We start from the raw sequence: 24450 nt of genomic DNA, 5'->3' as shown, positions 1-24450 counted from the left end.
GTCGGCGAGCTTGGTCGTGTCGGTGAGCACCGCGGCAGCGCCGCGATCCAGGGCTTCGGCGGTGTACCGGGCGCCGAGAAACGCGTCGTCGGGGCCTCGGTGGGCTGCTGGCCGGGCCGCCCCGGCAGCCGGGTCGTGTTCGCGGCCTCACCGGCGGCAGGCGCGACGCGAGACGCGCCCGCCGGGTCCTGGGCGGGCCGGATCTCGGGCTGCGCGGGACCGGCGGGCCGGCGGCCCGGTTCCGGCGGGGCGGGATGCGTCGGGTCGTGCGGGTGCCGCGGCGTCGCGGCCACCAGGCTGGCCGCCACCGGCGGCCGCGCCGGGCGGCCGTTGAGGGTGGGGCGCTTGCGTTCGTCGGGCAGGTCGATCTCGCCCAGGCCGATCCGGTTCTGCAGGCGGCGCGCCCAGCGCGGCGCCCACCAGCAGTCGTCGCCCAGCAGCTTCATCACCGACGGCACCAGGAACATCCGGACCACGGTGGCGTCCAGCAGCAGCGCCGCCATCAGGCCGAACGCCAGGTACTTCATCAACACCAGGTCGGAGAACACGAACGAACCGGCGACCACCGCCAGCACCAGCGCCGCCGCGGTGATCAACCGCCCGGTGGTCGCCGTGCCGATGCGGATGGCCTCCGCCGTCGACATGCCCCGCTCCCGCGCCTCGACCATGCGGGAGACCAGGAACACCTCGTAGTCGGTGGCCAGCCCGAAGCCGACCGCCACCACCAGCGCGATGAGGACCACCATCAGCGACGTCGGCGTGAAGTTCAGCCACTTCGACAGGTGCCCGTCGACAAAGATCCAGGTCAGGATGCCCAGCGTCGACCCCAGGGTCAGCGCGCTCATCAGCACCGCCTTGACCGGCAACACCACCGATCCGAACGCCAGGAACATCAGCAACAGCGTGGCGCTGAGCAACAGCACCAACATCAGCGGACCCTTCGCCGCCAGGCTGTGAATGCTGTCCTGCTCCAGCGCCGGCGTGCCGCCGACCAGCAGCGTGAGTCCCTTGGGCGGCGAGATGGCCCGCAGCTCGTTGATCTTCTTCGCCGCGTCGCTCTTGCTGACCAGGCCGTTCTGGATCACCCGTATCGAGTCGTTCTTGGGATGCGTCCCGTTGGGCCCGCTCACGCACGGGTTGCCCGCGATCGTCGGGCAGGGCCGCTCCTCCCACGTCTTGTCGGTGAAGCCGGAGATCGAGCTGATCCGGTTGCGGATGTCGGCGACCTGTTGGTCGGTGACCTTGCTGCCGTTGGTGCTCTCGATCACCACGGTCAACTGCTCGGTGCGGTAGCCGGGGAACAGCTTGTCGAAGTGCTGCTGCGCCTGGCGGACCGGGTTGTCCGGCGGCAGGTACTTCTCGCTCATGCCGCCGAAGGACAGGTTGCCCAGCGGGATGACCAGCAGGATCATGCCGACCGCGATGGGGATCGCGAAGGCCAGCGGCCGCTTCATCACCCAGTTCACCAGCTTGCCCCAGAAGCCGGCCTCGACCTCTTCGCGGGTCTTGGTCTTCTGCAACCGGTCGGCCAGCCAGTTCAGGTAGGCGCGCGAGACCTTCCAGTGGCGCAGGAACGGCACCCGGAACGCGGTCCGGACCCCGAGCGCGTCGACGTGGCGGCCCAGGATGGCCAGGCACGCCGGCAGGAAGGTGATCGACAGCAGCGCCGCCAGCCCCACCGCGGCGAAGATCGCGTACGTCAGCGAGTGCACGAAGCCCTGCGGCAGCACCAGCAGGCTGGCGCTGGACGCGATGATCAGCACCGCCGAGAACGTCACGGTGCGGCCGGCCGTCATCACGGTGCGCCGCACCGCGGCTTCGGTGTCGTAGCCCTCCGCGATCTCCTCCCGGAACCGGCTCACCACGAACAGGCCGTAGTCGATGGCGATGCCCAGGCCGATCAGCGAGACCACCGGCTGGGCGAAGAAGTGCACCGGCCCGAACACCGCGACCAGGCGCAGGATGCCCAGCGCGCCGGCGATGCTCAAACCGCCCACGATGGCCGGCAGGCCGGCGGCGACGGCGCCGCCGAACACCAGGAACAGCACCACCGTCACCAGCGGCAGCGCCAGCACCTCCATGCGGCGCTGGTCGGTGGCGATGGTGCCGGTCAGCGCGTTGGCGATCGGCTCGAGGCCGGCCAGTTGCACGGTGCCGCCGTCCAGCTTCTGCAGGTCCGGCGCGATCGTCTTGTAGTTGTTGAGGATGGTGTCGTCGTCGTCACCCTTGAGCGGGATCGACACGAAGGTGTGCTTGCGGTCCTCGCTGGCCATGCCCTTGATGATCGGGCTGGTGCTGTCCGGGGCGGCCAGCCAGCCGGCCCAGCCGACGACCTGGTCGGGGTGATCGGTCTTGAACTTGTTGAGCTCACCGACGATCTTGTCGCGCCACGCCGGGTCGTCGACCGTCTTGCCGTTGGGCGCGGTGAACGTCGCCACCACGTGGCTGGTGCGGTCGCGGCCGTAGGTCTGGTCACCCAGCACCGAGGCCTTCACCGACTGACTGCCCTCGTCGTAGAAACCGCTCTGCGTGACGTGCTTGCCGAGGCTGATCCCGAAGACGCCGCCGAGGAGGCACAGAGCTACAGTGACCCCGATTACGATGTACCGGAATCGGTACACGGTTCGACCCCACCAGGCGAACACGCAAGCTCCTTACTGGATCGTTGACGACCCGCGCAATGTCCTTCGGTTTTTCCAGCCAGTGTCACACACGCGCGGTCAACAGCGCGGACAGCGGCCGGAACGGCTGAAGCCACGCCCCCTGGTCAGGCAGCGAATCTAGGCCGATTCGCGGCAACGGCTCCCGGAAAACACCCGCGATGTCCTCCAGGTCGACAAAGTCCAAGGTATCCGACGCTAGCGCCCAACTCGCGTGTTCGCGAAATCCGATCACCTGGACGCTGACCCCGCTGCGAGCTATCTCCTCCAGCGGCAAGCGGAACGCCTGACCGTCGGCCGAGGCCACCACCAGCGCCGCGAGCCCTTCGGCGCGGCGCCGCTCGATGTGGGCGAGCATGTCGCGGTCCACGTCGCTGTCCTCGTCGATCTTGGGCTTGGCGAAGACGGCGAACCCGACGTTGCGCAAGGCGTCCACCCAGGGCCGCACCACGTCGGCGCTACCCGGGGCGATGTTGGTGAAGACGGTCGCCTCCGGTTCCACGACGACGCCCGGCCGGCCCGCGCTCACCTCGGCCGTGCGGCCCAGCAGCCAGCGCCCCAGGGCGTCGAACCGCGGCCGCTCCAGGGCCGTCGGCCGCCGCCCGAGGATCGAGCCCAGGCCCATGTCCAGGTTCGGGGCGTCCCACACCAACAGCACGCGCCCGCCCGGCGGGGTGAACGTGCCGAGGTCGCCCTGCGGCGCACCGGAGAGCACCTCGGGGTCTTCCAGCGGCTCGGCTCCCGCCGCGGCCTGTTCCGTCAGGCTCATATGCATCGCCTATTCGTTGCCTGATCTCGCCCGGTCAGTTCCGAAGCCAGATGAACTCGGTGACGAGGCTGCCCGCTTCCTGAGCTTTCGTCTCGTACTTGGTTGTCGGGCGAACCGTCGAGATCCCCAGCCGACCACCCGGATCGGCCCTCCGCAACCGGGGTTCGGCGTCGCCGACCTCGGCGATGTGCTCGGCGTACCCCGCGTGATCCGTCGCGACGTGCAGCACACCACCCGGGAGTAGCCGGTCGGCGATCATGCCAACCGTGCCCGGCTGCAGGAAGCGCCGCTTGTGGTGGCGCGCCTTGGGCCACGGGTCGGGGAAGAACACACGGACCCCGGCCAGCGTGCCCGGCGCGATCAACCGCTGCAGCACCTCCACGGCGTTGCCGCGGATCAGCCGGATGTTGTCGACCTGGTCGCGGTCGATCGCGACCAGCAGCTGCGCCAGCCCACGCCGGTAGATCTCCACCGCGATGACGTCGACGTCGGGCTCCTGCTTGGCCATCGCGAGCGTTGAAGTCCCGCTGCCGCAACCGATTTCGAGGACCAGCGGCGCCTGACGGCCGAACCACGCCTGCGGATCGAGGGTCGGCTCGCGCGGGCCGTCGTCGCCGTCGGGCGAGGGTCCCAGCGAAAGACCCAGCTGCGGCCAGCGGCGCTCCCACGTCTGGCGCTGACCGTCGGAGAGGGCCGAGCGCCGCGAGCGGAACGTCGACGCGGGGAGCGGGCGCTGCTCGTGGTGCTCCGGTGTGCCCACCGGCGTGCCGGGTGACACCGACACCCCGCGTTGCGCTTGCATTTGTCCATGGTGGCCCATGAATGCCGGATGTAGCCGCCCCTGGTCCGGATTGATACCCAACAGTTGCTTTGAGCTGGTAGTTGTCAAACGGTGGCTCGCATCGTGACAGCGCAGGTGCCACCATGCGGTGGAACCACGAGCCGAGCGGGGGGAGCCCGGCGGTCGGGAATTCCGGTGGGACGGCCCGCCGGGCGGCCGGGCCGATCGAATCGAACGGGCGGGGCATGAGGGGACAAGGACACCAGATTTTCGTCGACGAACTGGCGCGATTCGCCGCCGGCTGCGCCGACCCGCGCGTGACGTCGATCGCCGAGCGCGCCGCGGCGCCGTTGCGCCTGGTGGTCGACGGCCGCCCGGGCGTCGGCCGCGCCACGGTGGCCCGCGCGCTGGACGGGGCGGGGATCACCGCCCGGGTCCGGGGCGCCGCCGAAGCAGACGCCGCAGTCGATGCCGCCGACGTGGTGGTCTACGTGCTGGCCGAGGTGGTTAAGCCCGAGGACGCCGCGGCGATCGCCGCCGCCGATCGCCCGGTGGTCGCCGTGCTCAACAAGGCGGACCTGACGGCCCTGTCCGGGCGTGGCGGGGACGAGCCGCTGGTGGCCGCCCGCGCCCGCTGCGCGGAGCTGTCCGCCCGCGCCGGCGTCGCCGTCGACCCGATGATCGGGGTGCTGGCGGTCGCCGCGCTGACCGAGCTGGACCGCGACGGCACTGGCGGCAGCGCGGGTTCGCTGTGGGCGGCGCTGCGCACGCTGGCCGCCCATCCCGGCGGCGTGGGCCTCGACGGGTCCTTCGCGGGTTTCCTGGGCGCCGGCTATCCCGCGGACAGCCCGCTGCCGGCCGACGCGCGCGAGCGCCTGCTGCACGCCCTGGACCTGTTCGGCATCGCCCTGGGGATCGCCGCCGCCCGGCAGGGACGGACGGCGGCGCAGGCTCGGAAGCTGTTCCGCCGGACCAGCGGCGTGGACGCCGTCCTGGGGCGGATCGCCGGCGCGGGCGCCGAGGCCCGCTATCAGCGGGTGCTGACCGCGGTGGCGGAGCTGGAGGCGCTGGCCGTCGGCGACGCGGCCCTCGGGGAGCGCATCACCGGCTTCCTGTCGCGCGACGACACCGTGGTGGCGCGCATGGCCGCCGCCGTCGACCTCGCCGAGGCGGCCGGCCTCGATCCCGAGGGCCCCGGGTCCCCCGACATGAACGCCGCGGGGCACCGCGACCCGACCGCGCACCTGCCGCGGGCGGTGCGCTGGCAGCGCTACAGCCGCGCCAGCAGCAGCGACCTGCACCGCGCCTGCGGCGCCGACATCGCCAGGGGGTCGCTGCGGCTGTGGTCGCAGGCGTGCGGCTCCCTGCCGGGGCAGTGGGCATGAGCGGCGAGGACCACGACGATCCGGGCGGGCCGGTCTCGGCGGTCTCGGCGGTCGACGCGCTGGTCGCCGGTGCCGCGCCCGGGCTGGCGACGCCCGCCACGCACCGCCGCGACGTGGTGCTGGTGACCGGCCCGTGGCTGGCCGGGGTGAGCGGGGTGGCCGCGGCCCTGCGTGAGCGGTTGTCGCAGCACAAGTTCGTCGAATCGACGGATCTGGGATCCGGCGACGCGCCGCTGGCGGTCGTGTTCGTCGTCTCGGCGGCGACGCCGCTGACCGACTCCGACTGCGCGCTGCTGGACGCCGCGGCCGAGCACACCGACGCCGTGGTGGGCGTGGTGTCCAAGATCGACGTGCACCGGGGCTGGCGGGACGTGCTCGCCGCCAACCGGGACGCGCTGGCCGCGCACGCGCCGCGGTACGGCCGGGTGCGCTGGGTCGGCGCGGCGGCCCGGCCCGACCTCGGCGACCCTGCGGTCGACGACCTCGTCGGCGCGGTCTCGGGGCTGCTCGCCGACCCGGACCTGGCGCGGCGCAACCGGCTGCGCGAGTGGGACTCCCGGCTGCGGACCGTCGCGCACCGGTTCGACCGCGACGTCGAAGGCGCCGGCCGGCGGGCCCGGGTGGAGGCGCTGCGCGAGGAGCGCGCCGGCGCGCTGCAGCAGCGGCGCGAGGCGAAGGCCGAGCGCACCATCACGCTGCGGGGCCAGATCCAGCAGGCGCGGGTGCAGCTGTCGTACTTCGCGCGCAATCGGTGCACCTCGGTGCGCACCGAACTGCAGGAGGACGCGGCCGCGCTGTCCCGGCGCGCGATGCCGGAGTTCGCCGACCGCACGCGGGAACGCCTGGACGAGGTGGTCGGCGAGGTCAGCGACGGGGCCGAGAGCCAGCTCGCCGACGTGGCCCACGCGCTGGACGTGGCGATAGACCTGCCGGCGCCCCGGGAGCTGCCGACCGTCGACGTCCCCGCCGTGCCGCTGACCTCGCGGCGCCAGGAGACCTGGCTGACGGCGGTGTTGGGCGTCGGTTTCGGCCTGGGCGTCGCCCTGACGCTGAGCCGGCTGCTCACCGGCCTGGCGTCCCGGTTGAGCCCCGCCCTGACCGCCGCCGGTGCGGCGGCGTGCCTGGCGATCGGGCTGGCGCTGACCTTCGTGGTCATCCACATCCGCGGCCTGCTGCGCGACCGCGCCCTGCTCGATCGCTGGGCCGGCGACGCGACCGCCGCGCTGCAGTCCGTCGCCGAGGAGCTCGTCGCCACCCGGGTCCTGGTGGCCGAGTCGCTGCTGAGCAAGGCGCTGCTGGCCCGCGACGAGGCCGAGAACCAGCAGGTGAGCGGCGCGGTGGGGATCATCGACACCGAATTGCGCGCGCACGCCGCGGCCGCCGCCCGCGCCGCCGCCGCGCGCGACCGGGACATGCCCGCGGTGCTGAGCGCCTGGAACGCGGTGCGTGCAGAGCTAGGCGAACCGGGTATACCTGCCCAGGAAAACCCTACCGACGGGGCGGGGAGCGTCGAGCCCGAGAAACCCGCTGTGAGGAGCGACGATGAGGAACCGGACTGAGTTTCTGAATCGTTGTAGTGAGAAGGCTTATACCTGCCCGAGACTCACTCGACAAGCGCGCCACGATAACCTGTAGTTAATGCCACCATGCAAGCAGTTGTGTGGGTGATGGCATACCGAGCAATGAAGCCCGAAACGAAACACCAGGAGAGTTCGATGACTTCAGCGACCATTCCCGGTCTGGACAACGCCCCTACCAACCATCCCGGGCTGCTGTCCTGGGTGCAGGAGGTCGCGGAGCTCACGCAGCCCGACCGGGTGGTCTTCGCTGACGGCTCCGACGAGGAGTTCAACCGGCTGGCCGAGCAGCTGGTCGCCGCCGGCACCTTCAAGCGGCTGAACGAGAAGAAGCACCCGAACTCCTACCTGGCGCTGTCCGACCCGTCCGACGTCGCGCGGGTGGAGTCGCGGACGTTCATCTGTTCCGAGCGCGAGATCGACGCCGGTCCCACCAACAATTGGATGGACCCGGCCGAGATGCGCTCGACGATGACCGACCTGTACCGAGGCTGCATGCGGGGCCGCACCATGTGGGTGGTGCCGTTCTGCATGGGCCCGCTGGGCGCCGACGACCCCAAGCTGGGCGTCGAGATCACCGACTCCGAGTACGTCGTGGCCTCCATGAAGGTGATGACGCGGATGGGCAAGGCCGCGCTGGAGAAGATCGGCGACGACGGCTTCTTCGTCAAGGCGCTGCACTCGGTGGGCGCCCCCCTCGACGAGGGCCAGCAGGACGTGCCCTGGCCGTGCAACGACACCAAGTACATCACCCACTTCCCGGAGACCCGCGAGATCTGGAGCTACGGCTCGGGCTACGGCGGCAACGCGCTGCTGGGCAAGAAGTGCTACTCGCTGCGGATCGCCTCGGCCATGGCCCACGACGAGGGCTGGCTCGCCGAGCACATGCTGATCCTCAAGCTGATCTCCCCGGAAAACAAGGCCTACTACTTCGCCGCGGCGTTCCCGTCCGCGTGCGGCAAGACCAACCTCGCCATGCTGCAGCCCACCATCCCCGGCTGGCGCGCCGAGACGCTCGGCGACGACATCGCCTGGCTGCGGTTCGGCAAGGACGGCCGCCTGTACGCGGTCAACCCGGAGTTCGGCTTCTTCGGCGTGGCGCCCGGCACCAACTGGAAGTCCAACCCCAACGCCATGCGCACCATCGAGGGCGGCAACACCGTCTTCACCAACGTCGCGCTGACCGACGAGAACGACGTGTGGTGGGAGGGCCTGGAGGGCGACCCGCAGCACCTGGTCGACTGGAAGGGCAACGACTGGTACGCCGGCAAGACCGAAACGCCTGCCGCGCACCCGAACTCGCGGTACTGCACCCCGATGTCGCAGTGCCCCATCCTGGCGCCGGAGTGGGACGACCCGCAGGGCGTGCCGATCTCGGGCATCCTGTTCGGCGCTCGCCGCAAGACCACCGTGCCGCTGGTGACCGAGGCCCGCGACTGGCAGCACGGGGTGTTCATGGGCGCCACCATGGGCAGCGAGCAGACCGCCGCCGCCGAGGGCAAGGTCGGCACCGTCCGCCGCGACCCGATGGCCATGCTGCCGTTCCTGGGCTACAACGTCGGCGACTACTTCCAGCACTGGATCGACCTGGGCAAGCAGTCCGACGAGTCCAAGCTGCCGAAGGTGTTCTTCGTCAACTGGTTCCGTCGCGACGCAGACGGCGGCTTCCTGTGGCCGGGCTTCGGCGAGAACAGCCGGGTGCTGAAGTGGATCGTGGACCGCATCGAGCACCAGGCCGGCGGGCAGGACACCCCGATCGGCGTCGTGCCGACGGCCGACGACCTGTACCTCGACGGCCTCGACGTCAGCAAAGACGACGTCACCAAGGCGCTGGCGGTCAACCCCGCCGAGTGGCGCGAGGAATTGCCGCAGATCGAAGAGTGGTTCGAGTTCGTCGGCGAGAAGCTGCCGACCGGCGTCAAGGACGAGTTCGAGGCCCTCAAACAGCGGCTCGGCGAAGCCGGCTAAGCCCGGCCCGGTTACTCAAAGGCGCGATCTCGCGTTGGCCTTCTTGTCGACGTACATCAACTCGTCCGCCCGCGCGAGCAGCTCGTCCACCGTCGGGCTCTCGGTGGCCGGCGCCCGCACCAGCCCGACGCTCGCCGACAGGCGGTACGGGCGGTCGCTGGTCTCGTTGAACCGCCGAAACGCCTCGTCGAGCCGCTCCTTGAGGGACGCCGTGTCGTTCTCGCTTTCGCTGACCATGACGCAGAACTCGTCGCCGCCCATGCGGGCGAGGATGTCGGATTCTTCCTTCATGTCGCGCAGGGTCTGCGCCACGTCCTTGATCAGGCAGTCGCCGACGTCGTGGCCCAGTTCGTCGTTCACCCGTTTCAGCCCGTCGACGTCGAGAAAGGCCAGGACGCAGCTGCGCCCCAGGTGGTGCGTGCCATGCAGCTTCTGCTCGGCCCTCAGGTAGAACCCGCGGCGGTTGTTGAGCCCGGTCATCTCGTCGGTGATCGACAGCCGGCGGATCTCCTCGTTCGCCGATTCCAGCGCGGCGGTGCGGTCGCGCACCCGCTGCTCCAACTCGGAGTACACCTGGACGTTCTCCATGGCGATCGACGTCGAGTCGGCCAGCGCCTGCAGCAGCCGGACCTCCTGGTCCGACGGCGAGTGCTGGTGTGCCCAGTAGTTGCCGATGGCCCCGATCGGGTTCTGTTTGCGGATCGGGACCATGACCAGGCTCTTGACGAAGGTCGGCTGGTAGATGCCCCGGGGGATCCGCGGGTCGTGGTAGACGTCCGGGATGATCGCGGCCTCGCGGTTGAGCATCGCCCAGCCGCTGACGCACACCTCGATCGGGAAGCGGCTGCCCTTCCACAGCGGCGCGATCGCGTCCTCGTCGGCGTAGTAGCACGTGTTGTCGTCGCGCAGCACGAAGGTGGCGCCGTCGCAGCCGGTCAGTTCCCGCGCGGACGACCGGACGATGAGCTGCACCTCGGCGAGGCTGCGCGCCAGCGACAGTTCCTGCACCGCCTCCAGGAGCCGTTCCATGCCGCCGACGTAGTCGTAGGCCCCGAACTCGCGGTCGGAGGTGCAGCAGGCCGCGGGCGCATCCAGGGGCTCGGCGGTCATTCACACCTCCCTACGGCGGCACAGCAAACGCACAATCACGTTACACGATCGACGCGTCGCGGCGGCCGACCGTCACGGCGAATCGCCCCATCTGTCGACCGCCGCCGCCGTGTCCGGGCACAGCGCGTGGCTGGCGAAGAACAGGATCTTGCCGGCCTGGCCGGGCTCATACCCGGCGCGCAGCGCGGCTTGGGCGGCCACGTCTGGGGCGGCGTTGCGATGCAGTTGCTGGCAGATGGAGTTGCCGATGTCGAGCGCCGTCGCGGGGTTGCTGTAGGCGATGTGGGCGGCGTCCAGGCCGGACAGATAGTCGGAGGCGCCGTCGGCGCGGGCGGCCGGCGCGGCGCCGATCGAGATCGACAGCGCCACGGGCGCGACTAGCCACGTTTTCATGGCGCGAGCTTAAAGCGCGGCGGCAGCAATTGCCCGCCGAACCGCGTTACGGATATCGGTCCTTCTCGGCGCGCTGCGAGCCGGTGGCTGGCAAACCACGCCTGCTTGCGGGCGGCCGGCCCCCAGCGCGTCCGCGGCAGCGCCGATGGCGGTGGCGGTGGCGGAGGTGCTCGAATGGTGGCGATGGTGAACCTCGATCGGCGACGCGCGCTGTCCGGGGCCCTCGCGGTGGGTGGCCTGTTGGCCGGCTGCCACGGCGGACCAGCGGCACCCAGCGCGGCCGCACCGGCGGTGCCGTGGCCCGGTGCGGACGTCCTCGGCATCGGCTTGGAGGGCTACCCCTACCCCCATCCCGTGCGCTACCTGGATGTCACGCACGTCGCCCAGGCGGACTGGATCGACCGGCCGGCCCCGCAGTGGGAACAGCGCGCCCGGCTGGCCTACCTGGACGTCGCGCCCGAACGCGCTCAGCCCAAGGGCGCGGTGCTGCTGCTGCATGGCAAGAACTTCTTCGCCGCGTACTGGGCGGGCGTGATCGACGCCCTGCGCGGCGCCGGCTTCCGGGTGGTCGTCCCGGACCTCGTCGGCTGGGGGAAGTCGACCAAGCCCTCGACGTTGACGGCCGGCGCGTCGGTGAGCCACCTGCGCTCGCTGCTGGACCGGCTGGTGCTGGATTCGGTTGCGGTGGTGGGGCATTCGACGGGCGGCCTGATCGCGATGCACCTGGCGCGGGCCCTGCCCGAGCGGGTGCGGGCGTTGGTGCTGGAGAATCCGATGGGTCTCGAGGACTACCGGATCGGCCTGACCAGGCCGGTGACGCGCGACGACTGGGCGCAGGACGAGCGCTCGATGACCGAGGACCAGATCCGTCAGTACCTGGCGCATTACTTCGTGCGCAAGGATTCCCGGCTCATCGATCCCTTCGTCGCGGTTCGTGTGGCGATCGGGCGCGGGCCCGAGTTCGAGCGCTGGGTGCAAAGCTCCGCGGCGGCCACCGAGATGCTGCTCAACGAGCCCGCGGTGGGATTCGTCGGGGCGCTGCGGACCCGGACGTTGTTCGTGTGCGGCCTGTCCGACCGCACGTACGTCGGCGCCAAGTACACCGCGCCCAATGACCAAGCGGCCAAGGGCAATATCGCCGCACTTGCCAGGGCGTGCGCGGCCACCATGCCCGAGGCCCGGTTCGTCGGCGTGCCGGACACCGGCCACGTCCCGCATCTGGAGACACCGGCGGCGTTCGGCTCGGCACTGTTGGATTTCTTGGGCTGACACCCCGGTGCCGGGCCGTCTCGACACCCGTCAATTTCGGCGGCGTACAGTCGGCGCATGCAGATCCGCCCGTATCTCGGCGCCAACAAACCTGCGGTCATTCTCTACCCGTCCAGGACGGTCATCACGTTCGACGACCTGGAAGCCCGCGCCAACCGCCTCGCGCACCGATTCCGCGAGGCGGGCCTGGTCGAGGGCGACGCCGTCGCGATCCTGATGGAGAACAACGAGCACATCCACGCGGTGATGTGGGCGGCGCGCCGCAGCGGTCTGTACTACGTCCCGATCAACACGCACCTCACCGCGGCCGAGGCCGCCTACATCATCGACAACAGCAGCGCCAAGGCGATCATCGGCTCGGCCCCGCTGCGCGACACGTGCGCCGCCCTCGCCGAACACCTGCCCGGGGGGCTGCCGAAGCTGCTGCTCATCGCCGCCGGGGCAGGCGACCCCGACCTGCCCGGGTGGGACCGCTACCCGGAATGCGTTGCGGATCAACCGGATACGCCGATCGGCGACGAGATCGAGGGCGACCTGCTGCAGTACTCGTCGGGCACCACCGGCAGGCCCAAGGGGATCAAACGCGAACTGCCGCACGTGCCGCCGGCCGAGGCGCCCGGCATGATGTCGGCGCTGGTCAGCGTCTGGATGACCCGCGACTCGGTGTACCTGAGCCCGGCGCCGCTGTATCACACCGCGCCGTCGGTCTGGTCGATGAGCGCGCAGGCCGGCGGCATCACCACGGTCGTCATGGAGAAATTCGACGCGCAGGGTTGCCTCGACGCCATCGCCCGGCACCGGGTGACCCACGGCCAGTTCGTGCCGGCAATGTTCACCCGCATGCTGAAACTGCCTGCGGCGGTGCGTGACTCGTATGACCTATCCAGCCTGCAGCGCGTCATGCACGCCGCCGCCCCGTGTCCGGTGGAGATCAAGAAACAGATGATCGAGTGGTGGGGACCGATCATCGACGAGTACTACGCGTCCTCGGAAGCGCACGGGTCGACGCTGATCAGCGCCGAGGAGTGGTTGACCCACCCCGGTTCCGTGGGCAAGCCGATGGGCGGCGCCGTGCACATCCTCGACGAGGACGGCAACGAGTTGCCGCCCGGCCAGGCCGGCGAGATCTATTTCGAGGGCGGGCAGTCGTTCGAATACCTCAACGACGCGACGAAGACGGCCTCGTCCCGAAACAAGAACGGCTGGGCCACCGTCGGCGACATCGGCTACCTCGACGAGGAGGGCTACCTCTACCTCACCGATCGCCGGCACCACATGATCATCTCCGGCGGTGTGAACATCTACCCGCAGGAGGCCGAAAACCTTTTGGTCACCCACCCGAAGGTGTTGGACGCGGCGGTGTTCGGGGTGCCCGACGACGAGATGGGGCAGCGCGTGGTGGCGGCCGTGCAGACCGTCGACCCGGCCGACGCCACCGACGCCTTCGCCGACGAGCTGACGGCGTGGCTGCGAGACCGGTTGGCGCACTACAAGTGTCCGCGCTCGATCGCGTTCGAGGCGCAGCTGCCGCGCACCGACACCGGCAAGCTCTACAAGAACGGGTTGATCGAGAAGTACTCGGTGTGACCGATGCTGCGGGTGGTCGACCTTGCGGACGCGCCGCAGGACGGTCCCGTGGCGCCGACCGGCGTGCTCGTCGGTGTCGGCGCGACCGGTGAGCTGCCCGGGACATGGCTCGACGCGGCCACGTTCACGCTGACCGAGGATGCCTGCACGGACCGTCGCGCCGTGACCGTGGCCTCGATACCCGAGACCCTCGCCCTGTTGCGGGCACGCTGTGCGCGTTGGCCGCACGCCAGCGCGATCTGTGACGACGTGCTGCGCGCGGTCGATCCCGAGGGGCCGGCGTTGCCGGGCGTGCTGACCGAGTCGTTGGCGTATTCCACCCTGCAGGCCGGTCCCGAATTCGAACGTTGGCTGCGGGAGCGGGGACCCGTCGACATGCCCGAGATCGCCGAGCCCGTGCGGGCGGTGCGCGACGGCGACACCCTGCGCATCGCGTTCGATCGGCCGCAGCGGCACAACGCGTTCTCCACCGACGCCCGCGCGGCGCTGTTGGAGGCCCTGACGGTGGCGCGGCTAGACCCCTCGGTGACCGAGGTCGTGGTGAGCGGCAACGGGCCGTCGTTCTGCAGCGGGGGTGACCTCGCCGAGTTCGGCACCTTCACCGACCCGTCGAGCGCGCACCTGGCGCGCACCCGGCACAGCCCGGCCCTGGCGCTGGACGCGCTGACCGCCCGGCTCGACCGGGCGTGCCGGGCCGAGGTGCATGGCCGGGTGCTGGGCAGCGGGCTGGAGATGGCGGCGTTCTGCGGATGGGTCAGCGCCCGCGCCGACGCGGTGTTCGGTCTCCCCGAATTGGGGTTGGGGCTGCTCCCCGGCGCCGGGGGCACCGTCAGCGTGACCCGGCGCATAGGCCGTTGGCGCACGGCCTATCTCGTGCTGTCCGGCCACACCGTCGACGCCGCCACGGCGTTGGCATGGGGGCTGGTGGACGAGATCCGGTCTTAAAATCCCGAGTAGCTCGTCGTGGTCGTCGACGGCATATGCGAGACGACGAACACGCCCGCGACGGCGTAGAGCAGGACAAAGATCACCGAGGCCACGGCGCCCACGATGGCGCCGATGATCGCCCACTTCTTGGCGTTGTTGGCGGCTTCTTGCGCCTCGGGGTAGCGGCCCTGGGCCCACAACCCGGACACCTTGTTGGAGTAGACGATCGAGACGATGCCGAACGGCAGGCAGCACAGCACGGTGCACAGGATCGCCCAGACCAGGTAGTTGTCCGGCTCCTGCTGGCCCTGCCAGCCCGGCTGCGGCTGCGGCCACCCGGACGGGCCCGCGTTGGCCTGCCATCCCGGTTGCTGACCCTGCCAACCCGGGGGCGGCGGGGCCGCCTGCCAGGTGGGTGGCGGCGGCGGCGCGGCCTGCCATTCGGGAGGTTGCTGACCCGACTGCCATTCGGGCGAACCCTCGTGGGGCTCCGGGGGGTAACTCATGGCAGCCGCCTCCTTGAGATTTGCCGGCCCGCACGGGTTCGCCCTGGCGCCGCTTTGCTGGTGGACGAAGTCAGGCAAATATAGCGCAAACCCGGCCCACGATCGGGACATCGTCGCGTCGAGTCAGATGCCCCCGCGCGCCACCAGCTGGCGGGCGATGACGTTGCGCTGAATCTCGTTGGTGCCCTCACCGACGATCATCAACGGCGCGTCACGGAAGTAGCGCTCCACGTCGTATTCCGTGGAATAGCCGTAACCGCCGTGGATGCGGACCGCGTTCAGCGCGATCTCCATCGCGACCTCCGAGGCGAACAGCTTGGCCATCCCGGCCTCCATGTCGCACCGCTCGCCGCTGTCGTAGCGCTCGGCCGCGTATCGGGTCAGCTGGCGGGCGGCGGTGAGCTTGGTCGCCATGTCGGCCAGGTAGTTGCCGATCGACTGGTGCTGCCAGATCGGCCGTCCGAAACTCTCCCGCTGCTGGGCGTAGGCCAGCGCGTCCTCGAGCGCGGCCGTCGCCACCCCCAAGGCCCGGGCGGCCACCTGGATCCGGCCGGTTTCGAGGCCCTTCATCATTTGCGAAAACCCGTGTCCCGGCGCGTCGCCGAGCACTGCCGACGCCGGCACCCGGAAGTCGTCGAACGACAACTCGCAGGCCTCGACGCCCTTGTATCCCAGCTTCGGCAGGTCGCGGGACACGGTCAGGCCGGGCCCGTGCCCGGCCAGCACGATCGAGATGCCCCGGTGCGGTGGCGTGGCGTGCGGATCGGTCTTGCAGAGCAGGGCGATCACGCCGGACCGGCGCGCGTTGCTGATCCAGGTCTTGGCGCCGTTGATCACCAGGTTGCCGTCGCCGTCGGGCGCCGCGGTGGTCGACATGTTCTGCAGGTCCGACCCGCCGCCGGGCTCGGTCAGGGCCATGGTCGCCCGCAGCTCGCCGGTGGCCATCGGCGGCAGGTAAGTCCGCTTCTGCTCGTCGGTGCCGAACAGCGTCAACAGCTTGGCCACCACGGTGTGCCCGCCCATCGCCCCGGCCAGGCTCATCCAGCCGCGCGCCAGCTCCTCGGTCACCCGCACGTAGCACGGCATCGACACCGGCGACCCGCCGTACTCCTCGGGGATCGCCAGGCCGTAGATGCCGATCCGTTTCATCTGCTCGATCCACGCCTCCGGGTAGTCGTTGGCGTGCTCGACCTCGCGGACGGTCGGCTTGACGTCGCGGTCGATGAAGGCCCGCACCGTGGCGACCAGCATGCCCTCTTCGTCGTTCACCTTGCGATCGGCCTCCTGACTCGATGGTGACGACCCGCTTCGCCCGGCTTCGCCGCCCTCGCGATCGCCACCGGTTGTTGGTGGCGACCCGCTTCGCCCGGCTTCGCCGCCCTCGCGATCGCCACCGGTTGACCCTCGATTCGACAGCCTGCCAGCATGTGGCGTTGTGGCTAGTAACGGGTATGCGGCGGTCCGCGCCGGCGGGGCCTACTTCGACGAGCTTGCCGTCGGTCGGGTCTTCGACTGGGCGCCGACGATGACGCTCTCGTCGGGGCTCGCCGCTGCCCATCAGGCGATCGTCGGCGACCGGTTGCGGCTGGCGCTGGACACCGACCTGTGCGCCGCGGTGACCGGAGCGCCGGGTCCGCTGGCCCACCCGGCGTTGGTCTGCGACGTCGCGATCGGGCAGAGCACGCTGGTCACGCAGCGCGTGAAGGCCAACCTGTTCTATCGCGGCCTGACGTTCCACCGGTTCCCCGTCATCGGCGACTCCCTGTACACCCGCACCGAAGTGGTTGGGCTGCGCGCCAACTCGGCCAAGCCCGGCCGCGCGCCGACGGGACTGGCGGCGCTGCGCATGACGACCATCGACCAGGCCGAGCAGCTGGTGCTCGACTTCTACCGCTGCGCCATGCTGCCGGCGAGCCCGGGCTGGCATCCCGACGCGGCCGGCTCGGGCGACGACCTGTCCGCCGTCGGCGCCGGCGCGCTACCACCGGCATCCGACCCGGCCGCGCACTGGGACGGCGACGCGTTCCGCGCCAAGGTGCCCGGCCCGCACTTCGACCCCGGCCTCGCGGGCGAGATTTTGCACAGCACCGCCGACGTGGTCAGCAGCGCGCCCGAATTGGCTCGGTTGACCCTCAATATTGCTGCGCCGCATCATGATTCACGGGTCGGCGGTCGCCGGCTGGTGTACGGCGGCCACACCATCGGCCTGGCGCTGGCCCAGGCGAGCCGGCTGTTGCCCAACCTGGCCACGGTGCTGGGCTGGGAGTCGTGTGATCACACCGGTCCGGTGCACGAGGGCGACACCCTCTACAGCGAACTGCACGTCGAGTCCGCGGCGGCCACCGAGCGCGGCGGCGTGCTCGGGCTGCGATCGCGGGTGTTCGCGGTCGCCGACGAACCCGACGCCCCCGACCGGCCGGTGCTGGACTGGCGGTTCAGCGCCCTGCAATTCTGAGCCCGCTGGACACCGCGCGCACAATGGTGGCGTGAGCTGCGCGCCGTCGTGGGCGGTCGAGAACTGGGGGAGCAGCGGGCTGGCGTTCCTGACCGGCCTGCCTGCGGGCCCCCCGGACTTCTCCCGCGCGCAGGTGCTCGCGCGCGCCCAGCGGGTGGCCGACGCCGCCGGTGCCGCGCTGGGCATCGCCGTCGACGCCGCCACCGTGCTCGCAGGCCGGGCGGCGCTGCTCGGGTTGACCCGCGCAGGCCGGGTATCGGCGGGGGGCGCCACCCGATTGCTCGCGGCTCGCGACGGCTGGTGGGCGCTGACCCTGTCCCGGCCCGACGACCTCGCCGCCGTTGCCGCGCTGCTGCAGGCCGACCGGGTGCCCGCCGATCCCTGGCCCGCGTTAAAACGCTGGGCCGCAACACAATTCACCGACGCGATCGGTGAGCGGGCCGCGCTGCTCGACCTGCCGGCGGCGGTGCTTGGCGAGGCCGGGGCGGGCGGCGCGGCGGCCTGCCGCGTCGGGCGCGACGCCCCCCGGGCGGCGCCGCGCACGGCCGAGGGGTTGCTGGTCGCCGACCTGTCGTCGATGTGGGCGGGCCCGCTGTGCGGGCAGATGCTGGCGCGGGCCGGGGCCACCGTCATCAAGGTGGAGAGCCGGCGACGCCCCGACGGCACCCGCGGCGGCAACGGCGCGTTCTTCGACTGGATGAACGGCGAAAAGCTCTCGTATTGCCTGGATTTCGACAACGATGCCGACGAGCTGCGGGAGCTGCTGAGCGTCGCCGACATCGTGATCGAGGGCTCCCGGCCCGCCGCGCTGGCGCGCCGCCGCCTGTCGGCGGAGCACCTTGCGGGGCGCCCGGGCCGAATCTGGTTGCAGGTCAACGGTTATGACGGAGCGCGACCGGCGTTCGGTGACGACGCCGCCGTCGGCGGGGGCCTCGTCGGTGCCGCCGGGCCGCCCGGCAACGCCGCGCCGGTGTTCTGCGGCGACGCCATTGCCGACCCGCTGACCGGATTGGAGGCGGCCCGCGCGGTGGCCGACTCGCTGGCCCGGGGCGGCGGCGAGTCGATCCGCCTGTCGATGGCCGGCGTCGCCGCGACCTACGCCCGGCTCCCGATCGAGCGCCCAGCCCCGGGCCCGCCGGCGCCCCCACCACAGCCGCCGCCACCGTCGGTGCCCGCGCCCGCGCTGGGTGCCGACAACGCCGAGGTGCGCCACCTCGTCGCCCAACGGCGTTGCCTGTCATGTTGATTCAACGCGCCGCCCTCCTGGACGGAACCATCACCGACATCAGGGTCGGCGAGCTGATCGACGAGGTGGGTGACGACCTGCGGGCCCGGCCCGGCGAGGGCGTGCTGCACGCCGGCGGCGGAACGGTGCTGCCCGGCCTGCACGACCACCACGTGCATCTGCGCTCGGCGGCCTCGGCGCTGAATTCGTTCGTGGTCGGGCCGCCGGGGGTGAGCACCGCCGCGGAGCTGGCGCAGCTGCTGGGGAACGCGACGCCGGGGCCCGACGGGTGGGTCCGCGCGGTCGGTTACCACGAGTCGGTCGCCGGGGAGCTGAACCGCGCGGCGCTGGACGCCATGGTGTCGAAGGTCCCGGTTCGCATCCAGCACCGCAGCGGCGCGCTGTGGATTCTCAACTCCGAGGCCCTGGGGCGCATCGGGCTGGCCGAACACCCCGACGGCCGGCTGCGCAGCGCCGACCGCGGCTGGTCGCTCGCCGTGCAGCGGCGGGAGACCGACCTGGCCGAACTGAGCCGCCGCATCACCGCCACCGGCGTCACCGGGGTCACCGACGCCACGCCCGACCTGGACACCGACGACGTCGAATCCCTGCGGGCGGCGCACCGGCACGGCGAGTTCCGCCCGCGGATCAGCTTCCTGTCGCCCGGCAAGAAGATCCTGCACGACGACCGTCTGGACCTCGACGAGTTGATCGGCTGGATCGCCGACCGGCACCGCAGCGGCTTTCCGGTGGCGGTGCACTGCGTGACCGCGGCGCAGCTGGTGGTGACCATCGCGGCGCTCGGCGCGGCCGGCAGCCACCCGCGGGACCGGATCGAGCACGCCGCCGTCGTCCCCGACGACAACCTGGCCGACCTCGCCGACCTCGGCGTCACGGTGGTCACCCAGCCCAACTTCGTCGCCGAGCGCGGTGACCAGTACCTCTGCGACGTGCCCGCCGCCGAGCACGACCAGCTGTGGCGGGTCGCGTCGCTGCGCGACGCGGCGGTGCCGGTGGCCCTGTCCACCGACATGCCCTTCGGGCACGGCGATCCCTGGACCGCGATGCGCGCCGCGGTGTACCGCACCACGGCCAGCGGCGCCGTCCTCAACCCGCGCGAATGCGTCACTGCGCGCACGGCCCTGACGATGTTCTTGGGCCGGGCCGACCACCCGGGTCAGATGCGCACGATCGCGGCGGGACAGCCCGGGGACCTGTGCGTGCTGCGCGAGCCGCCGGCGATTGCGCTGGCCGAACTCGACGCCGGCATGGTGACGGCCACCATCGTCAACGGCGAGCTGGTCTACTTCGCGATCTGACGGCTCACCCGGCCGGCGCCAGCGCCGCGCTCAGGCTCTGGCACTGGCTGTCGAAGAACCGCTGCGACACCTGGGCTTTCGGCGCCACCAGGTCGAACCCGTGGAAGGCGCCCGGCACCTCCTCGACGCGGCATGGCACCCCGGCCGCCGTCAACCGCTGCGCGTACCGCAGGTCCTCGGCGTGGAACAGGTCGTGCGTGCCGACGCCGATCCAGGCCGGCGGCAACCCCCCGAGGTCGTCGCGCCGGCCGGGTACGGCGATGCGCGGGTCCGCAGCGCCCAGGTAGGCCGCCCAGCCGAACTCGTTGCTGCGGCCGTCCCACAAGCGGAACTTAGGGCTCGGCGGGCCACCGGAGCTGCGGTCGTCGAGCATGGGGTAGGCCAGCAGCTGGAACGCCGGCGCCACCTCGGCGCGGTCACGGGCCAACAGGGCCAGGGCGGCGGCCAGGCCGCCCCCGGCGCTGGCGCCGCCGATCGCGACCCGGTAGCGGTCCACCGACGGCAGGCCGGAAAGCCACAGCAGCGCGGCGTAACAGTCCTCCAACGGCGCGGGGTACGGATGTTCCGGCGCCAACCGGTAGTCCACCGAGGCGACGGTGATGCCGAGGCGGCGGGAGAACCCGCTGCACAGCCGGTCGTCCTGCGCGGCGTTGCCGATCACGTAGCCGCCGCCGTGAATCCACAACAGGGCGGCGGTCGGTTGCGGCGTGCGCGCCGGCCGGAACAGCCGGACACCGACGCCCGAGCCCAGGGTGATCGATTCCGCCCCGCCCACCGGTTTGCCGAGGCGGCCGCGTAGCGGCAACAGCGCCCGGATGATCGGCAGCGTCCGTGGCCCGACGAGGCGTCGCGGGGCGATGCGGGCGATTCGCTGCAGGTCGGGGTGAACATCGTTGTTCGGCACCGGCCCAGTATCACCGACGCCCACCGCGACCGACCTGCTATCAGTGATATTGCGACCGCGGCCCGGACCGAACCCGAGACCCGCACCGGCCGTCATCTCAACCAGACCGCGAGGAGGCGCAATGACCGCAGAGCTACGGCTGCAGTCGAGATCCGTCGACACAGTGCTGGGCCGGATCCGAGTCCAGGTCAGTGCGGGGACCGGCCCCGCCGTCCTGATGTGGCCGAGCCTGCTCATGACCGGCGACTTGTGGTCCGGGCAGGCCGCTCGCTTCGCCGCGAGCAATCGCCTGGTGCTCATCGACCCGCCCGGTCAGGGGGCCAGTGAGCCGCTGCGAGCCATGTTCACCTTCACCGACTGCGCGCGCTGCGTCGTCGACCTGCTCGACGGGCTGGGTCTGCCGACGGCCCACTTCGTGGGCAACTCCTGGGGCGGGATGATCGGCGCCACGTTCGCGGCCCTTTATCCCGATCGGGTGGGGCGCGCCGTCCTGATGAACTGCACGGCGTCGAAAGCCGGTCTGGTGCAAAAGGTGAGGTACCTGGCGCTGCTGCGCGCCGCGAAGGCTCTCGGCGGCCTCCGGCCGCCGCTGACGCGGTCGGCGTTGCACGCCTTCCTCGGCTCCACCTCGCTGCGCACCCGCCCGGACGTGGTTGCGGCGGTCCGCGCGGCCGTGGAAGCGGTCGACGTCAGTTCGGCGGGCTGGGCGGTCCGCAGCGTGGTGCCCGCCCGCCCCGACCAACACGCCCTGCTGCGCCGCATCACCACGCCGGTGCTCGTGGTCGCCGGCGCCGAGGACGCCACCTTCCCGGTCCGCGAAACCCACGCGATGGCCGACGCGATCCCCGGCGCCTTCTTCACAGTCCTGGACCGCGTCGGTCACCTGGCCGCGCTCGAGGACGCCGACGCGGTGAATCGCCTGCTGGCTGAGTTTTTGTTCGGTGCCGCGTAAGGACCGCGCTCTCAGCTCATTTCGGGCACGCGCGAACGGTGAGGCTGCGGTAGTCGGCCGGACAATCGCCGGAAATGCCACCGCAACACTGCCCCCGTAGCTTCGGGCAGTGAAGGGCCGATCGGGAGGCGACATGGGAGGTTCAGTCAGCGGGGGCGGCCGAATGCGGGCCGGCTCTTGCATTAAGCGGTGATCGCCGATGGCGCCGGCGCCGACAAAAACCCACTGCCCGTACTGTGCACTGCAGTGCGGCATCACGCTTGACGCATCGAGTGGAACGGTCGAGCTGGCACCCCAGGACGACTTTCCCACCAACCGCGGCGGGCTGTGCGCGAAAGGCTGGACGGCGGCCGACCTGCTCGGGCATCCGGAACGGCTGACCGGCCCGCTGGTCCGCGACGAGCGCGGCGGGCCGCTGCGCCCGGCGAGCTGGAACGAGGCGCTCGAACGCGTGGTGGCCGCCTTCGCGCGGATCCAGGCCGACCACGGCCGCGATGCCGTCGGCTGCTTCGGTGGCGGCGGCTTGACCAACGAGAAGGCTTACCAATTCGGCAAATTCGCGCGGGTCGCCCTGCGCACCAGTGCGATCGACTACAACGGCCGATTCTGCATGTCGTCGGCTGCGGCGGCCAGCAATCGCTCGTTCGGCATCGACCGCGGGTTGCCGTTCCCGCTGTCCGACATCGCCCACGCCGACGCCGTGCTGCTGGTGGGCAGCAACCCGGCCGACACCTTGCCGCCGGCCATGCAGTACTTCGACCAGGGCCGCGAGCGCGGCGCCAAGCACATCGTCGTGGACCCGCGACGCACCGCCACCGCCGCCCGGGCGCACCTGCACCTGCGCCCCGCGCCCGGCACCGACCTGGCGCTGGCCAACGGGATGCTCAACGTCGCCGCCCGGGAGGGGCTGCTCGACGACGACTACATCGCCGCGCGCACCTCGGGATTCGAGGCGGTGCGCCGGGCCGTGCGGCTGTACTGGCCGGACCGCGTCGAGCGGATCACCGGCGTGCCCGAACCCGACATCATCGAGGCGACCCGACTGCTGGCCCGCGCCGACCGCGCGATGATCCTGACCGCGCGCGGCGCCGAGCAGCACAGCTCGGGCACCGACACGGCGCAGGCCTTCATCAATCTCGCTCTGGCACTGGGCCTTCCGGGCCGGCCCCACAGCGGTTTCGCCACCGTCACCGGCCAGGGCAACGGGCAGGGCGGCCGCGAGCACGGGCAGAAATGCGACCAGCTACCGGGTTACCGCAAACTGGACGACCCGGTCGCGCGCGCCCACGTCGCCGGCGTCTGGGGTGTCGATCCCGCCGAGCTGCCCACGTCCGGGCAGTCCGCCTACGAGATGCTCAGCGCCATCGGCAGTTCCGGCGGCCTGCGCGCCCTGTGGGTGATGGCGTCCAACGTCGTGGTGTCGGCGCCGAACTCGCTGCACGTCGCCGACAAGCTCGGCGAGCTCGACTTCCTGCTGGTGTCCGACATCTTCTTGTCCGAGACCGCCGCCCTGGCCGACGTCGTCCTGCCCACCACCCAATGGGCCGAGGAATCGGGCACCATGACCAACCTGGAGGGCCGGGTGGTGCTGCGCCGGGCGGCGGTCAAGCCACCCGAGGAGGTCCGCAGTGACCTCGACGTCATGGCCGACCTGGCCAAAAGGCTGGGTGTGCAAGGGTTCTCGGCCGAGCCGCAGGAAGTCTTCGAAGAACTCACCCGGGCCAGCCAGGGCGGCAAGGCCGACTACCGGGGCATCACCTACGACCGCATCGCGGCCAACGACGGCGTGTTCTGGCCCTGCCCGTCGCCGCTCTATCCGGACACGCCGCGGCTTTTCGTCGAGGATTTCCCCACCCCCGACCGGCGGGCGCACTTCCACGCCGTGGAGCAGCGGACCACCGCCGAGGTACCGGACGACGAATACCCCTACTACCTCACCACCGGTCGGTTGCTGCGGCAGTACCAGTCCGGCACGCAGACGCGCCGGGTCACGCAGCTGGCCGACGGCGCCGCCGAACCGGTGGCCGAGCTGCACCCCACCCTGGCGCAACGCGTCGCCGTCACCGACGGCGACAAGGTCCGGTTGCGAACCCGCCGCGGTGAGGTGGTGATGACGGTTCGGATCGACAGCGGGATCCGGCCGGACACGGTGTTCGCGCCGTTTCACTGGGGCGGTGCGGGTTGCGTCAACCGGTTGACCGATCCGGCGCTGGATCCGCATTCGCGGATGCCGTCGTTCAAGGTATGCGCGGTATCGGTAAGCCGCGCCGACAGTTTCACGAAGGGAGAACCCACGCATGGGTGACGACAGCACGCCACGGTTCCTGCATGGAGCTTTCACCTTTCACGGGAAGGGCTACGATTCGCCGGCCCCACTGGACGCCTCCCTGCGCTACGTGGTGCCGGCCGGCGCCATCGCGCAGCCGGTGTACTTCCGCGGCGGCAACAGCTCCGAAGAGTTGGTCACCGTCGTCGTGCTGCGCGACGGCGCGCCGATGCGCTATTTCCCGATGGGCGCCAAAGACGCCGTGCACGTGCCGCTTCGGGTTGTCGAAGACTTGCTCGCCGACACCGTCATCGAGGTGTTCGTCGCCGCACCGGACGGCTTGAGCGGCACCGTGTTCATCGACATCGGCCTGGTCGAGGTCTAGGCGCAGGAGGGG

At 71.1% G+C, this 24450-nt stretch carries 20 protein-coding genes; 12 read left to right on the top strand and 8 right to left on the bottom strand.

Features of this window, described 5'->3' with window-relative positions:
- From A5700_RS08705 to trmB, 3 genes are all read right to left on the bottom strand, one after another.
- A partial coding sequence (locus A5700_RS08705; RefSeq protein ID WP_082966223.1) for an MMPL family transporter occupies window positions 1–2645 on the bottom strand: 2645 nt, incomplete at its 3' end.
- A 61-nt stretch (window positions 2646–2706) separates the two neighbouring features.
- A complete protein-coding gene (locus tag A5700_RS08700; protein ID WP_068070115.1) occupies window positions 2707–3429 on the bottom strand; it encodes an NYN domain-containing protein in 723 nt (240 codons plus the stop codon).
- Between the two features lie 34 nt (window positions 3430–3463).
- Window positions 3464–4249: a tRNA (guanosine(46)-N7)-methyltransferase TrmB gene (trmB, locus tag A5700_RS08695; RefSeq protein ID WP_197502830.1), complete on the bottom strand. Its 786-nt coding sequence runs from the start codon at window positions 4247–4249 to the stop codon at window positions 3464–3466.
- Between the two features lie 206 nt (window positions 4250–4455).
- On the opposite strand from trmB, the gene A5700_RS08690 reads away from it, so the two are divergent.
- From A5700_RS08690 to A5700_RS08680, 3 genes are all read left to right on the top strand, one after another.
- A complete protein-coding gene (locus A5700_RS08690; RefSeq protein WP_068070113.1) occupies window positions 4456–5595 on the top strand; it encodes a hypothetical protein in 1140 nt (379 codons plus the stop codon).
- On the top strand, window positions 5592–7154 hold the full coding sequence (locus A5700_RS08685) for a hypothetical protein (protein ID WP_068070119.1): 1563 nt from the start codon (window positions 5592–5594) through the stop codon (window positions 7152–7154). Before A5700_RS08690 ends, A5700_RS08685 begins: the two co-directional genes overlap by 4 nt.
- Window positions 7155–7310: 156 nt before the next feature.
- Window positions 7311–9140: a phosphoenolpyruvate carboxykinase (GTP) gene (locus A5700_RS08680; RefSeq protein ID WP_068070118.1), complete on the top strand. Its 1830-nt coding sequence runs from the start codon at window positions 7311–7313 to the stop codon at window positions 9138–9140.
- A gap of 15 nt (window positions 9141–9155) precedes the next feature.
- Here the strand turns inward: A5700_RS08680 and A5700_RS08675 are convergent, their stop codons facing one another.
- A complete protein-coding gene (locus tag A5700_RS08675; RefSeq protein WP_068204621.1) occupies window positions 9156–10250 on the bottom strand; it encodes a sensor domain-containing diguanylate cyclase in 1095 nt (364 codons plus the stop codon).
- Between the two features lie 72 nt (window positions 10251–10322).
- Window positions 10323–10643 (bottom strand): DUF732 domain-containing protein, encoded by a 321-nt coding sequence (locus tag A5700_RS08670; protein ID WP_068068830.1) that lies wholly within the window; start codon window positions 10641–10643, stop codon window positions 10323–10325.
- Between the two features lie 174 nt (window positions 10644–10817).
- On the opposite strand from A5700_RS08670, the gene A5700_RS08665 reads away from it, so the two are divergent.
- The 3 genes from A5700_RS08665 to A5700_RS08655 are packed head-to-tail and all read left to right on the top strand — an operon-like array spanning window position 10818 to window position 14444.
- Entirely contained in the window at window positions 10818–11912 is a 1095-nt protein-coding gene (locus tag A5700_RS08665) for an alpha/beta fold hydrolase (protein ID WP_068068827.1), read from the top strand.
- A gap of 57 nt (window positions 11913–11969) precedes the next feature.
- A complete protein-coding gene (fadD4, locus tag A5700_RS08660) occupies window positions 11970–13499 on the top strand; it encodes a fatty-acid--CoA ligase FadD4 (RefSeq protein ID WP_068068825.1) in 1530 nt (509 codons plus the stop codon).
- A gap of 3 nt (window positions 13500–13502) precedes the next feature.
- Window positions 13503–14444 (top strand): enoyl-CoA hydratase/isomerase family protein, encoded by a 942-nt coding sequence (locus A5700_RS08655; RefSeq protein WP_068068821.1) that lies wholly within the window; start codon window positions 13503–13505, stop codon window positions 14442–14444.
- On the opposite strand, the gene A5700_RS08650 is transcribed toward A5700_RS08655, so the two are convergent.
- Both A5700_RS08650 and A5700_RS08645 read right to left on the bottom strand, forming a co-directional pair.
- Window positions 14441–14932 (bottom strand): CD225/dispanin family protein, encoded by a 492-nt coding sequence (locus tag A5700_RS08650; RefSeq protein WP_068068818.1) that lies wholly within the window; start codon window positions 14930–14932, stop codon window positions 14441–14443. The genes A5700_RS08655 and A5700_RS08650 overlap by 4 nt on opposite strands.
- Before the next feature lie 123 nt (window positions 14933–15055).
- Window positions 15056–16201, bottom strand: coding sequence for an acyl-CoA dehydrogenase family protein (locus A5700_RS08645; protein WP_068068815.1), 1146 nt, complete (start codon window positions 16199–16201; stop codon window positions 15056–15058).
- Between the two features lie 166 nt (window positions 16202–16367).
- Here A5700_RS08645 and A5700_RS08640 point away from each other — a divergent pair, with 166 nt between their 5' ends.
- From A5700_RS08640 to A5700_RS08630, 3 genes are read left to right on the top strand one after another with little or no spacing between them, the layout of a single operon-like run.
- Window positions 16368–17387 (top strand): MaoC family dehydratase, encoded by a 1020-nt coding sequence (locus tag A5700_RS08640; protein WP_068068812.1) that lies wholly within the window; start codon window positions 16368–16370, stop codon window positions 17385–17387.
- Window positions 17388–17418: 31 nt separating this feature from the next.
- Window positions 17419–18633, top strand: coding sequence for a CoA transferase (locus A5700_RS08635; RefSeq protein ID WP_068068809.1), 1215 nt, complete (start codon window positions 17419–17421; stop codon window positions 18631–18633).
- Window positions 18627–19931, top strand: a complete 1305-nt coding sequence (locus A5700_RS08630; protein ID WP_068068806.1) for an amidohydrolase family protein — start codon at window positions 18627–18629, stop codon at window positions 19929–19931. The genes A5700_RS08635 and A5700_RS08630 overlap by 7 nt, the downstream gene beginning before the upstream one ends.
- A gap of 4 nt (window positions 19932–19935) precedes the next feature.
- Here the strand turns inward: A5700_RS08630 and A5700_RS08625 are convergent, their stop codons facing one another.
- Window positions 19936–20835, bottom strand: coding sequence for an alpha/beta hydrolase (locus A5700_RS08625; protein ID WP_068068803.1), 900 nt, complete (start codon window positions 20833–20835; stop codon window positions 19936–19938).
- A 121-nt stretch (window positions 20836–20956) separates the two neighbouring features.
- Between A5700_RS08625 and A5700_RS08620 the strand changes: the two genes are divergently transcribed.
- From A5700_RS08620 to A5700_RS26580, 3 genes are all read left to right on the top strand, one after another.
- A complete protein-coding gene (locus A5700_RS08620; protein ID WP_068068800.1) occupies window positions 20957–21787 on the top strand; it encodes an alpha/beta fold hydrolase in 831 nt (276 codons plus the stop codon).
- 199 nt (window positions 21788–21986) lie between these two features.
- On the top strand, window positions 21987–24092 hold the full coding sequence (locus tag A5700_RS08615; RefSeq protein WP_068068797.1) for a molybdopterin oxidoreductase family protein: 2106 nt from the start codon (window positions 21987–21989) through the stop codon (window positions 24090–24092).
- Entirely contained in the window at window positions 24085–24438 is a 354-nt protein-coding gene (locus A5700_RS26580; protein ID WP_068068794.1) for a molybdopterin oxidoreductase, read from the top strand. Before A5700_RS08615 ends, A5700_RS26580 begins: the two co-directional genes overlap by 8 nt.
- The last annotated feature ends 12 nt before the right edge of the window (window positions 24439–24450 follow it).

Origin of the sequence: Mycobacterium sp. E1214, from assembly GCF_001666755.1 — a bacterium.
Lineage (GTDB): Bacteria > Actinomycetota > Actinomycetes > Mycobacteriales > Mycobacteriaceae > Mycobacterium.
This window is presented reverse-complemented; position numbering and strand designations above follow the sequence as displayed.

Bases quoted from the DNA above. Each gene is read 5' to 3' on its own strand.
- A5700_RS08700 (WP_068070115.1), bottom strand. From the start codon at position 3,429: ATGAGCCTGACGGAACAGGCCGCGGCGGGAGCCGAGCCGCTGGAAGAC.
- trmB (WP_197502830.1), bottom strand. From the start codon at position 4,249: ATGGGCCACCATGGACAAATGCAAGCGCAACGCGGGGTGTCGGTGTCA.
- A5700_RS08690 (WP_068070113.1), top strand. From the start codon at position 4,456: ATGAGGGGACAAGGACACCAGATTTTCGTCGACGAACTGGCGCGATTC.
- A5700_RS08685 (WP_068070119.1), top strand. From the start codon at position 5,592: ATGAGCGGCGAGGACCACGACGATCCGGGCGGGCCGGTCTCGGCGGTC.
- A5700_RS08680 (WP_068070118.1), top strand. From the start codon at position 7,311: ATGACTTCAGCGACCATTCCCGGTCTGGACAACGCCCCTACCAACCAT.
- A5700_RS08675 (WP_068204621.1), bottom strand. From the start codon at position 10,250: ATGACCGCCGAGCCCCTGGATGCGCCCGCGGCCTGCTGCACCTCCGAC.
- A5700_RS08670 (WP_068068830.1), bottom strand. From the start codon at position 10,643: ATGAAAACGTGGCTAGTCGCGCCCGTGGCGCTGTCGATCTCGATCGGC.
- A5700_RS08665 (WP_068068827.1), top strand. From the start codon at position 10,818: ATGGTGGCGATGGTGAACCTCGATCGGCGACGCGCGCTGTCCGGGGCC.
- fadD4 (WP_068068825.1), top strand. From the start codon at position 11,970: ATGCAGATCCGCCCGTATCTCGGCGCCAACAAACCTGCGGTCATTCTC.
- A5700_RS08655 (WP_068068821.1), top strand. From the start codon at position 13,503: ATGCTGCGGGTGGTCGACCTTGCGGACGCGCCGCAGGACGGTCCCGTG.
- A5700_RS08650 (WP_068068818.1), bottom strand. From the start codon at position 14,932: ATGAGTTACCCCCCGGAGCCCCACGAGGGTTCGCCCGAATGGCAGTCG.
- A5700_RS08630 (WP_068068806.1), top strand. From the start codon at position 18,627: ATGTTGATTCAACGCGCCGCCCTCCTGGACGGAACCATCACCGACATC.
- A5700_RS08620 (WP_068068800.1), top strand. From the start codon at position 20,957: ATGACCGCAGAGCTACGGCTGCAGTCGAGATCCGTCGACACAGTGCTG.
- A5700_RS08615 (WP_068068797.1), top strand. From the start codon at position 21,987: ATGGCGCCGGCGCCGACAAAAACCCACTGCCCGTACTGTGCACTGCAG.
- A5700_RS26580 (WP_068068794.1), top strand. From the start codon at position 24,085: ATGGGTGACGACAGCACGCCACGGTTCCTGCATGGAGCTTTCACCTTT.